We start from the raw sequence: 16,020 nt of genomic DNA on the forward strand, positions 1-16,020 counted from the left end.
CTTTTTTTAAACAATTGCGAAATTTTTTGATAACAATTCTCTACTATGTTGCTGTTTCTTTGCGCAGAGGCAGGGCAGAGGTAGAGGATGAAAGATGTCGTGATCGTGGGTGCGTTGCGCACTCCGATAGGGTGTTTTCAGGGAACGTTGTCGCGTCACTCCGCGGTAGAGTTGGGGAGTCTTGTGGTCAAGGCTCTGGTGGAGCGTACCGGTATCGACCCGCAAAGTGTTGATGAGGTGATCCTCGGGCAGGTTCTGACTGCGGGGACCGGGCAAAATCCGGCCCGTCAATCGGCGATCCGCGGCGGCCTGCCGAATACCGTTTCTGCCATTACGATTAACGACGTGTGTGGCTCCGGACTGAAGGCGCTGCATCTGGCGACGCAGGCAATCCAGTGCGGAGAAGCTGACGTGGTGATTGCCGGCGGTCAGGAAAATATGAGCCGGGCGCCGCACGTTCTCACCGATAGCCGCACCGGCGCTCAGCTGGGTAACAGCCAGCTGATTGACAGCCTGGTCCACGATGGTTTGTGGGATGCCTTCAACGACTATCACATGGGAGTTACGGCGGAAAACCTGGCGCGTGAATATGGTATCAGCCGGGAGCTGCAGGATGCCTGGGCGCTGAGTTCGCAGCAAAAGGCCCGGCGGGCGATTGATTCAGGGCGCTTTCGTGATGAGATTGTGCCGGTAACCACCGAGCTGAACGGGGCGCCGCGCACCGTTGACACCGATGAGCAGCCGCGGGTTGATGCCAGCGCCGAAGGGCTGGCCAGCCTGCTACCCACCTTCGATCGGCTGGGTTCAGTGACCGCGGGCAACGCTTCCAGCATCAATGACGGCGCGGCGGCGGTAATGATGATGAGCGAATCGAAAGCGCAGGAGCTCGGTCTGCCGATCCTGGCGCGGATCCGCGCTTTTGCCAGCGTCGGCGTCGATCCGGCCCTGATGGGGATCGCGCCGGTACACGCGACGCGCCGCTGTCTGGAAAGAGCGGGCTGGCGGCTGGATGAGGTCGATCTTATCGAGGCCAATGAGGCATTTGCCGCCCAGGCGATTTCTGTCGGCAGAGTGCTGGAATGGGATGAGCGGCGGGTCAATGTTAACGGCGGGGCGATTGCGCTGGGCCACCCCATTGGGGCATCAGGCTGTCGAATTCTGGTTTCTCTGGTGCACGAGATGATTAAACGCGATGCCCGTAAAGGGTTGGCAACGCTTTGTATCGGCGGCGGTCAGGGCGTTGCGCTGGCGGTAGAACGCGCATAGTCCCGCTTTACTTTACCTGCTTCTCAAGCCTCCTTACGGAGGCTTTTTTATTGGATTTTCTTCCCGCAGATCCCGGAAAAATTCAGCGAAAAGGGGGCGATAAAGCCCTTTTTTGTTGAGCTTTGTCACGTCCTGCTGTGCCATGTTTTTTGAAACAAATAATTACGATCTTGATCACTAAAACATACGTCCTTAAAAAATAAAATGCAGTTTCATAAAATAGAAACATAATTTTAATTTTGAGGGGTACCCTATGTTTGCAAGATCTCTGGCCCTTGCTACTCTCTGCGCCGCAGCGTTTTCCGCTTCCGCTGTCACGGTTGATTTGCGTCATGAATTCATTGATGGAGGTAAGACAGATAAAACCAATGCCGACCGTGTCTCGGTCTCCCATCGCTTTGCCAACGGATTCGGCTTCTCCGTAGAGGCAAAGTGGAAGTCAGGCGGCGATAATACCTCCCAACCGTATTCAGATTTTGTCGGCAACGGCCACGAAGAGACCATTAGCTGGCAGTGGAAGGCGAATCAGAATTTCTCCGTGACGCCGGGGTTTAATATTGAGAGCAACGATAGCCGCTCAATTTACAAACCCAATCTGCGCGTGCAATACAGCTTCGATAATGGTTTCTACGTGGCCGCCCGCTATCGCTACGACTATACCCGCTACCCGGCGAGCGCCGGCAAAGAAGACGATAAAGTGAACCGTGGCGATGCGTGGGCCGGTTTTGTGATGGGCAACTGGCGTACCGAGCTGAACTATGTTTATGCCCGCAGCTCCGAGGGAGTAAACCGCAACGACAACAAGCCTTACTCCCAGGAGTACAACGTGAAGCTGGCCTATAAGCTCGACAAAAACTGGGCGCCGTATGGTGAAGTGGGCAACGTGGGTGTGAATGACCGCAGCGATCGCCAGACCCGTTTCCGCGTCGGGGTTGCTTACAGCTTCTGATAAAACCCTTTTCCGTCATGACCCCGGAGCCGTCAGCCGGGGTTTTCTGTTTCTGTCGTCCGGATGCGGTTCCCGTTAGCGCTGATTGTGGCGCAAGCAGACTTGGCCGCTCGCGCAGTCGAAAGGGGCTGCGGAAGGTTTCACCAGCACGGGTTCAACAGAAGGTGAGGAGAAACGGCCTGTGCCTGCCTCAACGACTCCGCCGGGCGGTAATGAAACAAAAAAGCCCTCCGCGAAGGAGGGCAAGGCCAGTTACAGAAACACACTCAAAAACAATACGGATATTACGCCTGCAGCATCTCCGGATGCGCCGGCAGTTTCGCGATGTAGATAGCCGGTTTCCCGTCTTTGTCCGAGCTGAACAAAATCGCCCGATCGTCGGGGGTAAACGAAGGATGCGGATGGGTGACCTGACGGCTATTGGCGACCGTCGCCCAGGAGGTATCATGCCGGGCAACGCGGAAGTAAGCCTGTTTCGCGACATCAAAGACGTAGAGATAAGGATCGTTATCAATGGTGTAACCGCTGGTATCTTTCACATCCACCGGCGTACCAGAGCCATCCCCAACCAACAGCGTGCCGTCGAAGTTGCTCATCAGATGCGAGCAGGCGGGCATCTGCATCAGCGCGGTATTGATGCCAGTATCCGGATCGAAGCGATAAATCGTCCGTCCCTGCTGACCTTTCAGATAAGAGACATAAATCAGCGCGGAACCGTTCGGGACCCAGAATTCGTGCGTACAGCTTTCGCCCTCGGCATGCTCTTTGACTTTCCGCACGTGACTGCCGTCTTCGTTGACCATCCACATCCGGGCATCGACCAGATCGTGCGGCCCTTCATGGCAGAAGGCGACGGTGTTGTCGTCGAACGGACGGTAGATGGGATGACCCAGCCATTTTTTCTCTTCATGAATAACGCGGCTCTCCCCGCTTTGCAGGTCGACGCGCAGCAGACGGCAGTGCGGACCTTTATGGAAGAAGTCGTGGAAAATCTGCCAGTCGTTGAGCGGTGTCCAGTCGCTTTTCGCAATCTCAATGCCGACCAGTTTGCTGCAGTCGCTGTTGGCGACCCAGGTACCGTATCCGACCCACTCATCCGGGACGCGGTAGACCTGACGCTCCTGGAGGGTTGAAAGATTGACTTCCAGCAGCGTGCGGTCATTTTTAACGTAATAGAGCGCGGAATCATCCGGTGAGAGAAAGCCGCCGAAGGTATTATCGCCGGCGCCTTCGGTCAGCTGAACGGCCTCGGCTGTCGCGATATTTAGCAGATAGTAGTTCCAGTGGCCGTCAAATTCACCGGCGAACAGCAGGTGGCTGCCATCATTAAAAAAACACTTCTGATAGAAATAGTTACGATGACAGGTTACTTCCGGAGGGGTTAAGCGGGTGATCTCCGCGCCGGTATCCGGATCGCGACTGACTTCATAATTCAATTTTACCCGCATGCCTTTAGCCATGATGTACTCCTTTTCCTTCCCGCGATGTCGCCTGTCTGCAGGGGACGTGTAGCCAGGTGAGGTTGATTTAAAAGATAGGTGTTAATTTATCAAAACATCGTTTCATTATTTGTGATGGTGAGCGCAATTCACTATAAAATGTTGCGCTGGATCGCGGTTTTTCTGCTCTTTCAGCTGGCGTCTCGGGGCGATCTTTGTTTTCATGCCCACTTTTTACGTTTTACTGTCATTTTTCAAAGTTGAATTAACTCATTGTATTTTATTGTTTTTATATCTTTTTTTTTGCATCGCTTCGTGATCGGTTCTGCATTTCTGATAAATAGAACGCGAAAATATGAAACATCGTTTTAATAAAAATTGAAAACAGATTTTCTCAGGGGTAAGATGTCGACACTAGTAAAACGAAACTGTGTTTTATTTTTAAGGTGGGTAATACCCAGAGCGTTTTCCCTGGCGTAAGCAACCGTGAGGGATGCGGATCGGACAAATAGAACCTTGCCTGTGTTGTACGGGCTCTGAAAGACTAAGGAACAAAGTATGATACTCGATGCATTCTCTTTACAGGGTAAAGTGGCTGTTGTCACCGGCTGTGATACCGGGCTGGGTCAGGGTATGGCGCTCGGTCTGGCCGAAGCGGGCTGCGATATTGTCGGCATTAATATTGTTGAGCCGGTGGAAACGATTGAGCGTGTTACCGCGCTGGGACGTCGTTTCCTGAGCCTGACCGCCGATTTGCGCCAGATTGACGGTATTCCTCAACTGCTTGAGCGTGCGGTTGCCGAATTCGGTCATATCGATATTCTGGTCAACAACGCCGGTTTGATTCGTCGTCAGGATGCCCTTGAATTCAGCGAGAAAGACTGGGATGACGTGATGGATCTGAACATCAAGACCGTGTTCTTTATGTCCCAGGCGGCGGCGAAGCATTTTATTGCCCAGGGTAACGGCGGCAAGATTATCAACATCGCGTCGATGCTCTCTTTCCAGGGCGGTATTCGCGTACCGTCCTACACCGCATCAAAAAGTGGTGTGATGGGGGTGACCCGTCTGCTGGCGAACGAGTGGGCGAAGTACAACATCAACGTCAACGCGATTGCGCCGGGCTATATGGCGACCAACAACACCCAGCAGCTGCGTTCCGATGAACAGCGCAGCGCGGAAATTCTTGACCGCATTCCGGCCGGACGCTGGGGCTTACCGGACGATCTGAAAGGGCCGGTGGTCTTCCTCTCCTCCAGCGCATCGGATTACATTAACGGCTACACCGTGGCGGTCGATGGCGGCTGGCTGGCGCGCTAAGCTCGCGCGGCGACAGGCGATAAACCCTGCTTTGATGGCAGGGTTTTTTTATGCCTGGCGGTAGACCATGTCACTTCACCATCCGGCAATCGGCGCAACAGTGATGAAAGATGAACATTAATTATCCATATTGATATGGCGCTGAATTTGAAGATCGTCCATATCATTTCGTCGCGATTTCCCGCTGTTAGCCAATTAATAAAAGGAATGAATAAAAGGAGATTGATGAAACGGCAATAATAGAAAGTTGAATGTCCATCACAAAACAAGTCCTGCCAGCAATTTAATCCATATCTTTGACGTCTCCTCCCTGACACTTTATCGCGCCGATCGCGTACTTTCACTGCACGTTTTACTTTGCTCAGGCAGGAAAAAAATGACCTCAATCAGTGACGGCACGACGGTCCTGGCGCGTAGCCAGCGTGATACCCGACGCATGAACCAGTTTGTCTCTATTGCCGCTGCGGTGGCTGGATTGCTTTTTGGCCTCGATATTGGGGTGATTGCCGGGGCGCTGCCCTTTATTACCGACCACTTTGTCTTATCCAGCCGGCTGCAGGAGTGGGTGGTCAGCAGCATGATGCTGGGGGCGGCGGTTGGCGCGCTGTTCAACGGCTGGCTCTCCTTCCGACTGGGACGTAAATACAGTCTGATGGTGGGGGCGGTATTGTTTGTGGCCGGGTCGGTCGGATCGGCGTTTGCCGCGAGCGTCGAAATGCTGCTGGCGGCAAGGATTATTCTCGGTATCGCCGTGGGGATCGCCTCGTATACCGCGCCGCTGTATCTTTCTGAAATGGCGAGTGAAAACGTGCGCGGCAAGATGATCAGTATGTATCAGCTGATGGTGACGCTGGGGATCGTCATGGCGTTCCTGTCCGATACCGCGTTCAGCTACAGCGGCAACTGGCGGGCGATGCTGGGCGTGCTGGCGCTGCCGGCGCTTCTGCTGATCGTTCTGGTGATTTTCCTGCCAAACAGCCCGCGCTGGCTGGCTGAAAAGGGGCGCCACGTTGAAGCGGAAGAGGTGCTGCGTATGCTGCGCGATACCTCGGAAAAAGCCCGTGATGAGCTCAATGAAATCCGCGAAAGCCTGAAGCTTAAGCAAGGCGGCTGGGCGCTGTTTAAGATCAATCGTAACGTCCGCCGCGCGGTATTCCTTGGCATGCTGTTGCAGGCGATGCAGCAATTTACCGGGATGAATATCATCATGTACTACGCGCCGCGTATTTTTAAAATGGCCGGTTTCACCACCACCGAGCAGCAGATGATTGCCACGCTGGTGGTCGGCCTGACCTTTATGTTTGCGACCTTTATCGCGGTCTTTACCGTCGATAAAGCGGGGCGTAAACCGGCGCTGAAAATCGGCTTTAGCGTGATGGCTATCGGAACGCTGGTGCTGGGCTACTGCCTGATGCAGTTTGATAACGGCACCGCCTCCAGCGGCCTGTCCTGGCTTTCCGTCGGCATGACCATGATGTGCATTGCAGGCTATGCGATGAGCGCCGCGCCGGTGGTGTGGATCTTGTGTTCGGAAATTCAGCCGCTGAAATGCCGCGACTTTGGCATCACCTGTTCAACCACCACCAACTGGGTGTCCAACATGATTATCGGCGCCACCTTCCTGACGCTGCTGGATACGATTGGCGCGGCGGGGACCTTCTGGCTCTATACCGCGCTGAACGTGGCGTTTATCGGCGTGACGTTCTGGCTGATTCCGGAAACCAAAAACGTCACGCTCGAACACATCGAGCGCCGACTGATGTCCGGCGAAAAGCTGCGCAATATCGGTAATTAATCACAGGGATGCCCTTGGCAGCCACGGACTGGCTACGCGTACCGTTTCCCGATGGCTATCGCCGTGAATAATATGCAGGGCGCTCAGGCGCCCGATATCATAGTGCGGCAGCTGCACCGTCGACAGCGGCGGTAAAAACAGATCGCCAATGCCGACCATATTATCGTAGCCCACCACCGCAACGTCCTGCGGAATCCGCAATCCCTGCGCCAGCAGCGTCTGATAGACCATAAAGGCGATACGATCGTTGCCGCAGATAACCGAATCGAACGACGGTTTTCCCTGACGGAGATGGGCCTGCACCACGGCGGGAATATCATGGTAGTGCTTATCGCCGTAGGCCATATAGCTGTGCACCAACGTATCCGGGTCGATATCGGCTTCGCGGCAGGCGCGCTCCAGCCCCTGGCGGCGGCGCACGGTGGCGAGATGGTTGGCCGGGAGATGCAAACAGAGCGGGTTACGATAGCCTGCGGCGAGCAGCGCTTTGACCGCAGCGTACTGACCCTGCTCATCATCAGGAATATAGCTGGCGACCGGGTCGTTAAGACTTTCGCAGTTGGCAAGGACGCAGGGTAGCGTCAGCAGCTTGGCGGGAACGGGTACCTGGCGCAGCCCCATGGTGGTGTAGATGATACCGTCAGGACGGTGGGAAAGCAGCAGGTCGACGATGGTTTCCGGGCTATCATCGGAAAACATATTCACCACGAAGCTGTTCCAGCCGTGCGCGCGGGCGGTCTCTTCAATAGACAACGCGATCTCAACCGAAAACGGCGTGGTGACGGTATCCAGCGCCAGTACGCCAATGGTATTCGGCGTGGCGCGCGCGCCGCGTATTTTCTTGGCAGACAGGTCAGGGACGTAGTTGGTCTGCTCAATCGCAGACTGAACGCGAGCCAGCGTTTCGGGTTTCAGACGTTCCGGGTTGTTCAGCGCCCGTGAAACCGTCATCAGAGATACGTTTGCCAGTTTTGCCACATCTTTCAAAGATGCCATATTTCACACTCCACCGTTGCCGCCATGCAACAGGCTATACAACTAAGTTGCTGATGTAAAAGGATCATACGATATTCTATCGTATGCCGTGTTGTCTCAGTGGGTCGGATTATTTGATCGCGATCTCACCCTCGTTATGTTAACGTTAACTTTTGTGATTAACATCATGTATCTCGGCAAAACGGCATGATTTATGTTTTTTGTTAACGTTACCATTGCGTGCATTACCCCTACACGAGAATGTCATGATGAAAGCCCATCACTCTCACAGCTATCCGTTACTCAGCGCCTTACTGTTTTTCTTTTTTGTCACCTGGTCCTCTTCCGGCTCATTGCTCTCTATCTGGTTGCACCAGGAAGTCGGGCTCAAGGCGGGGGATACCGGGATCATCTACGCCGTGCTTTCCGTATCAGCGCTGTTTGCCCAGGTGTGCTACGGCTTTATTCAGGACAAGCTTGGGCTGCGTAAAAACCTGCTCTGGTATATCACCGTGCTACTGATTCTCTCCGGGCCGGCCTACCTGCTGTTTGGCTATTTGCTGAAAATAAACGTACTGCTCGGCAGTATCTTTGGCGGGATCTATATCGGCTTAACCTTTAACGGCGGCATCGGAGTACTCGAATCCTATACCGAACGCGTCGCGCGCCAGAGCCAGTTTGAGTTTGGTCGGGCGCGTATGTGGGGATCGCTGGGTTGGGCGGTGGCGACCTTTTTTGCCGGACTGCTGTTTAACATCAATCCGAAACTTAACTTTGCGGTCGCCAGCTGTTCCGGCCTGGTGTTCTTTGTTCTGCTGGCGCGACTGCGGGTCTCCTCCGCACCGCAGGCTATGCAGGAGGCCATCTCCGGCGGCAAAGTGACGCTGGAGGATGCGCTGCGTCTGCTGACCCTGCCGCGCTTCTGGGCGCTGGTCTTTTTTGTCGTCGGGACCTGCATTTACGGCGTCTACGACCAACAGTTCCCGGTCTACTTTTCCTCGCAGTTCGCCACCCTGCAGGAAGGGAACGCGATGTACGGCTACCTGAATTCTTTCCAGGTGTTCCTCGAAGCGGCCGGGATGTTCTGCGCGCCGTGGCTGGTTAACCGTATTGGCGCGAAAAACGGCCTGATTTTCGCCGGGATGGTCATGGCATTACGTATGGTGGCCTCCGGGCTGGTGGAAGGGCCGCTGCTGATTTCCATCACCAAACTGCTCCATGCGGTGGAGCTGCCGGTACTGCTGGTCGCCATCTTTAAATACAACAGCCTGAACTTTGATAAACGTCTCTCTTCAACGCTGTACCTGGTGGGCTTTGCCTGCACCAGCTCGGTGATTGCCACGGTGTTGTCGCCGCTGGCGGGCTACAGCTACGAGAAATACGGCTTCGCCCAGTCCTATCTGATTATGGGACTGCTGGTGTTCTGCACCACCTTTATCTCCATTTTCTTGTTGCGATCCAGTCGCTCATCTTCGGATCCGATGATGTCGCAACCCTCCGCTATCTGAATGAAAAGAGTGAAGAATATGATGTACACCGTTGCTAACGCTGAACAGGAACTGCAGGCGAAACGCGAGACGTTAAACCTGCGCTGGTACCCACGCTACCATCTCGCCGCTCGTGCGGGCTGGATCAACGATCCCAATGGTCTGGTCTGGTTTGACGGCTGGTATCACGCCTTTTATCAGCACCATCCTTACTCCACGCAGTGGGGGCCGATGCACTGGGGTCATGCGCGCAGCAAGGATTTAGTCCATTGGGAACACCTGCCGGTGGCGCTGGCGCCGGAAGGGCCGGAGGATAAAGATGGCTGCTTCTCCGGCTCGGCCGTGGTGGACGGCGATACGCTGGCACTGATCTATACCGGGCATAAATTCCACGGCGATCCCAGCGACGAAGAGAACCTCTATCAGGTGCAGTGTCTGGCCACCAGTCGCGACGGCATTCATTTTGAACGCCAGGGCATGGTGCTGGATACCCCGCCGGGCCTGCACCACTTCCGCGACCCGAAAGTGTGGCGCGAAGGGGATAGCTGGTACATGATCGTCGGTGCCCGCGTCGGTGATACCGGCCAGGTGCGGTTGTATCGATCCGCCGATCTGCGCCAGTGGCATGACGAAGGGATCCTTGATGAAGCCGAAGATAAGATGGGCTACATGTGGGAATGCCCCGACTTCTTCACGCTCGGCGGCAAGCGAGTACTGATGTTTTCACCGCAGGGGATGGGGGCACAGGGCTATCAGAACCGCAATTTATTCCAGAGCGGCTATCTGCTCGGCGACTGGCAGCCCGGGCAGCCGTTTGTCCGGGAAGGTGAATTTGTTGAGATGGACCATGGCCATGATTTTTATGCCCCGCAGAGTTTCCTGACGCCCGACGGTCGCCGCATCGTTATCGGCTGGCTGGACATGTGGGAGTCACCGCTGCCGGAACAGCAGGACGGCTGGGCTGGCATGCTCTCTCTGCCGCGTGAGCTGACGCTGAGCGCCGATAATCGTCTGCAGATGCGTCCGGCGAAAGAGGTGGAGTGCCTGCGCAGAGCCTGGTTCCCGTGGCCGGTCAGCACGCTGAAAAACCAACGGTCGCTGATGGCGGAAAACGGTGAGGCGATGGAGGTGATCCTGCACTGGAACTGCGCAGGCAGTACGGCAGAACAGTATGGACTGAGCTTCGGCGAGGGGCTGCGGGTCTACGTTGATGCGCAGATGCAACGCCTGGTGCTGGAGCGGAACTACCCGCAGTACGGTCTGTGCGGCACGCGCAGCGTACCGTTGCACGAGGGGGCCGATCTGAAACTGCGGGTATTCTTCGATAGCTCTTCCGTTGAAGTGTTTGTTAATGACGGAGAGGCCTGTCTTAGTAGCCGTATATATCCGGATGCCGCTCGCCGTGAATTATCTTTATTTGCCTGGAACGGTTTGGCGTCTTTAACTGAAGCAGGAGCCTGGCAGCTGGAATAAATTTTATTGCATGGTCGTTAATAACCCGTCTTCGACGATGGGCGGGTTATTATTGTCATTATCGTCGTGCTTTGCCCATAAATAAAAATACCCGTCATACTTCAAGTTACATGTGCGTTGGCTTTCCTCGCGCCCCCGTCACTTACGCGAGTAAGCGCCAGGGGACTCACTGCGTCGCCGCCTGCCTGTCACTTGAATTATTGAGGGTAAAAAACTTCATTTTAATAAAGGGTTTTCCGATGAATAAAATCTGGGTCGGGTGTGTTCTGACGTCTTTATTTACCCCTCTGGCTAATGCACAGGCGCCGTTATCCCTTGAGGAGCGGCTGGCGCAAATGGAGCAACGACTAAAGGCGACCGAACAGCGGGCGGCCAGCGCGGAGGCGGAAATCCGGGCGCTGAAAGGCCAGGAAACGCCAGCGACGGTGGTCAGCGCCGCACCGGCTAAACCGACTTTACAGCTTAATGATTATGGCGAATTAAAATTCTATGGCGACGTTGAGTTTAATATGGACGGCGCCAGCCGTACCGGTAGGCTGACGTCGGTGAAAACCAGCGCGAATAAAAACTGGGCGCCGGGAGATAAAGAACGCTGGGATATTAACGGGCGCATTCTTCTGGGCTTTGATGGATTACGCAAGGGGGCTAACGGAAAATATGCCGGGTTCAGCGTGCAGCCGCTGGCGGATATGAATGGAAAAATGAATCTCGACGATGCGGCCTTTTTCTTTGGACAGGAGAATGACTGGAAAATTAAAATCGGCCGCTTTGAGGCCTACGATATGTTCCCGCTGAATCAGGATACCTTTATTGAATATTCCGGTAATACGGCCAACGATCTGTATAGCGACGGCTACGGCTATATCTATATGATGAAAGAGGGACGCGGGCGCAGCAGCAGCGGCGGCAGCTTCCTGCTCAGTAAAAATATCGATAACTGGTATTTTGAGGTGAATACGCTGGTGGAGGACGGCAGCTCGCTGTTTGTCGATCGGAACTATCACGGCAACGCGCTGGATAACCGTAAAAACGTGGTGTACGTGCGTCCGGTCGCGGCCTGGCAGTCCGGCGCCTGGTCGGTGGCGGCGGCAATGGAGAGCAACCTCGTTAATAACGCTTACGGCTATGAAAAAACGGGGGGAGGCTGGGTCGACCAGTCAAATCGTACCGGTTACGGGATGACCATGAGCTGGAACACGCTGAAAACCGATGCCGAAAATGGGGCCGCGGTGAATCTGAGTACCGCCTATCTTGATGCGGCGGATGAGAAAGATTTCAGCGCCGGTATCAACGCATTATGGCATCGTGTAGAGCTGGGCTATATTTATGCGCATAACAAAATCGACAAGTTCAATATGTCCGGCGTGAGCGCGGAGTGCGATGGCGACTGCGCGATTCTGACGCCGGGTCGCTATGATATCCACACCATTCATACGTCATGGCAACTGCCGAATATTATGGATATGCCGAACTTTAATATTTATCTCGGCGCGTATGCGTCATGGCTGGATTCATCGGCGGCGAAAAGCGGCAATACCGATGAACGCTACGGCGCGCGGGTACGGTTTAAATATTTCTTCTGACAGGTTTCCCCGGGGGGGCGCAAACGCCTTCCCCGGGGCTACCGGACCGCAGACGGCTGTGAACCTGGCGCCCGGCCAGGCACCGCGCGAGCCGGGGGGGCCGAATGACTACACCTCCGCCAGGTACAGCGCCGGCATCCCTTCTTTATCGGAGGTAAACAGCACCCAGCGATCATCCGGCGAAAATGACGGATGCGGGTGGGTGACCTGACGATCGCCGTCGAGCACTTTCCAGCTGGAGTCGTGGCGACAAATGGCCCGCTGCGTACCGGACTGCACGTCAAATACCCAGATAAACGGATCGTTCAGCTGAATATCGCCGGTATGATGCGGCGCGCCATCGCCGACGACCAGCGAACCATCGTAGTTACTCATCAGGTGCGAGCAGGGAGGAATGGTCAGCAGCTGACGATTATCCAGGGTGGTGGGGTCGGCACGGTAGAGATAGCGATGCGGATCGTTTTCCCGGTGGGCGACGTAATAGAGCGCGGAGCCATCCGGCACCCAGAACTCATGGGTGAAACTCTCTCCCGGCTGGTGCTGGCGAACGTTGCGCATATTGCTGCCGTCAGCGTTGATAAGCCACATCCTGGCGTCGATAGCATCGCGCGGTCCTTCGTGGCAGAACGCGATGGTCTGGTCATCAAACGGCCGGTAAATCGGATGGCCCAGCCAGCGTTTCTCCTGCAGGACAACGCGGCGCTCGCCGCTATGCAGGTCGATATTGATCAGGCGGCATTCGGGTTGGGTAAAATAAAAGGCGCGGAATTTACTCCAGTCGGTCAGCGGCCGCCAGTCGCTTTTTTTTATCTCGATGCCGACCAGTTTGCTGCAATCGCTGTTTGCCACCCAGGTACCATAGGCGACCCAGTCGTCATCCACTGTGTAAACCACCTGCTCTTCCCGCGTCGCCAGATCCACGCGGCGCAGCTGCCGATTGTTTTTCACATACCACAGCGTGCGGTCGTCGTCGGATAGAAAACCGCCGAAGGTATTATCGCCCGGCCCGTCGGTCAGCTGTACGGCCTGCTGCGCGGCCAGATCGAGTAAATAGTAGTTCCAGTGGCCCTCGAATCCGCCGCCGAAAATAAGTTTGCTGCCATCCCGGGTAAAGCACTTTTGATAGAAGTAGTTACGGTGGCAGATAACGTGCGGGGGCGTCATCCGGATCACCTGGCGGCCGGTTACGCTGTCTTCCGTGGTACGGAAATTCAGCGGGATGATTTTGCCTTTCATGACTCGCTCCTGACGAAAAAATGCCCCGCAGCCGAGGCTGCAGGGCAGAGAGAATGATCGACCGTTAGCGCATGGCGCGTTTCAGAATACGATCGGACTGGCGCTGGAAGTCGGCGGCCGTCTCTTCTACGCTTTTCTGTCCGTAGTCGATGTACTGCAGCGACGTGCCAAACTGGGCAACAATCTGCGGGTCATCAAAGTAAGGCGATACCGAGAGTTTTGTCGGCAGCGACTGCGCCAGCTTCAGCCCGGATACGGCCGGATCGTCGGTTTTGATCGTGCCGTCTTCGGTCAGGTATTTCACCGCCACTTTGCTTAACGGCACGCCGCGCTCAAGGCCCAGCGTATCCACGCCCTCTTTGCTGTTCAGCAGGAAGTTAATCACTTTCGCCGCCGCTTCCGGATTTTTCGTCGATTTGCCGATGGAGAGCATCTGCGCCGGTTTAAAGAACAGGCCGGCATCGGTGGCGCCCGGTAGCATCGGGTAGTCGCCCAGCGCCAGCTTCGCCGGCGGCTTCAGGTTGTCGGAGTATTTGTTGATGGTGGAGTTCCACATATATGTCCCCGCCCATTCGCCCTGAATCCACGGCTTCATCTCATACATGTTGCTCTTGCCGAACGAGGCATAGTATTTGGTGTCCGGCATCACGTGGCTGTCGATGAGCTTTTTGTACATCTGGAAGAATTCGACCCACTGTTCTTTGCTGTAGGAGAATTTCTTCGTTTTCTCGTCGATAGCCGGCTGGTTGTACTTCTGAATCATGTAAGAGTTCAGCAGCGCCAGGGTGTCCTGATGCTCCAGCACCACCGGGTAATACTGCTTACCCAGCTTGCTTTCAAAGGTTTTGCCCGCCGCCATCAGCTCATCCCAGGTTTTCGGGAAGGTGACGCCGGCTTTTTTCCAGGTTTCGTCGTTAAAGTAGAACACCCTGGCGGTAACGGAAATCGGGATACCGTTGAGTTTGCCATTGACCGTGGTGGACTGCAGCTCTTTGGCATCGAACTGGCTGAGGTCGATGACATCCTTCATTTTGTTCAGATCGTAGAAACCCTCACCGTTCTTCGAGAAGATCGGCAGCCAGTTCCAGTTTGTCTGCATCACGTCCGGCTCGGTTCCCCCGGCGATTTGGGTGGTCAGGCGCGAAAGATGGCCGTCCCAGCCGGTATATTCGGCTTTAACGTTGATGTCCGGATTCTGTTTATGAAACTCCTCCAGCGCTTTCAGGGTGACCTGATGGCGGCCGTTGCCGCCCCACCATGACATACGCAGATCGACATCCTTTGCCAGAGACGGTAACGCGGTAAGGCCCAGAGTGGCGGAGATTGCGGCGCTTAAAAGCACTTTTTTCATTTTAATACTCCAGTGATTACAGAGAGATATTCTGTTCGGTGGCGGCATCAAAGAGATGGCACTTATTCATGTCGAATTTGAACCACACCTTGCGATGCAACCCTTTTTCAATCATCGGCTTCGCTTCGTCAGAAGGGACGCGGGCGGTCAGTTCATAGTCGGCGACTTTCAGGTAGACGAAAAACTCGTGCCCCATGTTCTCGACCCGCACCATTTCGCCCGAGCAGCCGCCTTCGGCGAACGGTTCATCGGCGATGGCGACAAACTCCGGGCGGACGCCGTAGAACAGCGGCTGGTTTTTATGGCTGGCGACTTTATCCTGCAGGGCTGCGCTTAACGGCAGCAGCTCATCGCCGATAGTCAGGTGCAGGCGCCCGGCCTGTTCAACCAGTTTGCTGGGGCGAATATTCATCTCCGGGGCGCCGATAAAGCCGGCCACGAACATGTTTTTCGGTTTGTGATACAGATTGTCCGGAGTATCGACCTGCATGATATGCCCGAGCTTCATGACGCAGATCCGATCGCCCATGGTCATCGCTTCGGTCTGGTCGTGGGTGACGTACACGGTGGTCGCCGGCTTGCCGGATTTCTTCAGCTGCTTGTGCAGATCGGAAATGCGGATACGCATCGAGGCGCGCAGCTTGGCATCAAGGTTAGAGAGCGGTTCATCAAACAGGAACACATCCGGTTTTTTGACAATCGCGCGGCCAACCGCCACGCGCTGGGCCTGACCGCCGGAAAGCTGGCGCGGCAGACGGTCGAGCAGCTCTTCCAGCTCGAGGATTTTGGCCGCTTCGTTAACCTGGGCATCAATCTGATCTTTCGGCAGCTTGCTCAGCTTGAGACCAAAAGCCAGATTCTCACGCACCGTCATGTGTGGGTAGAGCGCATAGTTCTGGAACACCATCGCAATACCGCGTGATTTTGGCACGAGGTTGTTGACGATCTTCTCGCCGATACGCACTTCGCCGCCGCTGATGGTTTCCAGTCCCGCCAGCATACGCAGGGTGGTGGATTTCGCACAGCCGGATGGCCCGACGATCACCATAAACTCGCCGTCCGCGATTTTCAGGTCGATAGCATGTACCGCTTTGAAGCCGTTGGAGTAAACTTTTTCCAGTTTGTTGAAAATAACTTCAGCCATGA

The 16,020-nt window shown here is 55.2% G+C and carries 12 protein-coding genes; 7 read left to right on the forward strand and 5 right to left on the reverse strand.

Annotated features, from left to right (window positions below; genetic code table 11):
* Positions 1-87 precede the first annotated feature (87 nt).
* Entirely contained in the window at positions 88-1,266 is a 1,179-nt protein-coding gene (locus tag OQV00_RS04560) for an acetyl-CoA C-acetyltransferase (protein ID WP_004867193.1), read from the forward strand.
* A 253-nt stretch (positions 1,267-1,519) separates the two neighbouring features.
* Positions 1,520-2,215: a porin gene (locus tag OQV00_RS04565; RefSeq protein WP_004867190.1), complete on the forward strand. Its 696-nt coding sequence runs from the start codon at positions 1,520-1,522 to the stop codon at positions 2,213-2,215.
* Positions 2,216-2,499: 284 nt separating this feature from the next.
* On the opposite strand, the gene OQV00_RS04570 is transcribed toward OQV00_RS04565, so the two are convergent.
* Complete coding sequence (locus OQV00_RS04570; protein WP_004867187.1) at positions 2,500-3,675, reverse strand: oligogalacturonate lyase family protein; 1,176 nt, start codon at positions 3,673-3,675, stop codon at positions 2,500-2,502.
* A gap of 537 nt (positions 3,676-4,212) precedes the next feature.
* Between OQV00_RS04570 and kduD the strand changes: the two genes are divergently transcribed.
* Entirely contained in the window at positions 4,213-4,974 is a 762-nt protein-coding gene (gene kduD / locus OQV00_RS04575) for a 2-dehydro-3-deoxy-D-gluconate 5-dehydrogenase KduD (RefSeq protein WP_004867185.1), read from the forward strand.
* Positions 4,975-5,350: 376 nt separating this feature from the next.
* Complete coding sequence (gene araE / locus OQV00_RS04580) at positions 5,351-6,769, forward strand: arabinose-proton symporter AraE (RefSeq protein WP_004867182.1); 1,419 nt, start codon at positions 5,351-5,353, stop codon at positions 6,767-6,769.
* On the opposite strand, the gene OQV00_RS04585 is transcribed toward araE, so the two are convergent.
* Complete coding sequence (locus tag OQV00_RS04585; protein WP_004867180.1) at positions 6,770-7,765, reverse strand: LacI family DNA-binding transcriptional regulator; 996 nt, start codon at positions 7,763-7,765, stop codon at positions 6,770-6,772.
* Positions 7,766-8,010: 245 nt separating this feature from the next.
* Here OQV00_RS04585 and OQV00_RS04590 point away from each other — a divergent pair, with 245 nt between their 5' ends.
* The 3 genes from OQV00_RS04590 (at position 8,011) to OQV00_RS04600 (ending at position 12,287) form a co-directional block, all read left to right on the forward strand.
* The gene (locus tag OQV00_RS04590; RefSeq protein WP_004867177.1) at positions 8,011-9,252 is read left to right on the forward strand and encodes an MFS transporter; all 1,242 of its coding nucleotides are present in this window, start codon (positions 8,011-8,013) and stop codon (positions 9,250-9,252) included.
* A gap of 18 nt (positions 9,253-9,270) precedes the next feature.
* Positions 9,271-10,704 carry a glycoside hydrolase family 32 protein gene (locus OQV00_RS04595; protein WP_266279905.1) on the forward strand — a complete coding sequence of 478 codons (1,434 nt, stop codon included), beginning with the start codon at positions 9,271-9,273 and terminating at the stop codon, positions 10,702-10,704.
* A 239-nt stretch (positions 10,705-10,943) separates the two neighbouring features.
* The gene (locus tag OQV00_RS04600; RefSeq protein ID WP_266279907.1) at positions 10,944-12,287 is read left to right on the forward strand and encodes a carbohydrate porin; all 1,344 of its coding nucleotides are present in this window, start codon (positions 10,944-10,946) and stop codon (positions 12,285-12,287) included.
* Positions 12,288-12,395: 108 nt separating this feature from the next.
* On the opposite strand, the gene OQV00_RS04605 is transcribed toward OQV00_RS04600, so the two are convergent.
* The 3 genes from OQV00_RS04605 to OQV00_RS04615 form a co-directional block, all read right to left on the reverse strand.
* Positions 12,396-13,523 carry an oligogalacturonate lyase family protein gene (locus OQV00_RS04605; protein ID WP_015585832.1) on the reverse strand — a complete coding sequence of 376 codons (1,128 nt, stop codon included), beginning with the start codon at positions 13,521-13,523 and terminating at the stop codon, positions 12,396-12,398.
* Between the two features lie 64 nt (positions 13,524-13,587).
* The gene (locus tag OQV00_RS04610; protein ID WP_015585833.1) at positions 13,588-14,874 is read right to left on the reverse strand and encodes an ABC transporter substrate-binding protein; all 1,287 of its coding nucleotides are present in this window, start codon (positions 14,872-14,874) and stop codon (positions 13,588-13,590) included.
* Between the two features lie 16 nt (positions 14,875-14,890).
* Entirely contained in the window at positions 14,891-16,018 is a 1,128-nt protein-coding gene (locus OQV00_RS04615) for an ABC transporter ATP-binding protein (RefSeq protein ID WP_266279909.1), read from the reverse strand.
* Positions 16,019-16,020 lie beyond the last annotated feature (2 nt).

It is taken from the genome of Klebsiella sp. DY2415, from assembly GCF_026314315.1.
Lineage (GTDB): Bacteria > Pseudomonadota > Gammaproteobacteria > Enterobacterales > Enterobacteriaceae > Klebsiella > Klebsiella ornithinolytica.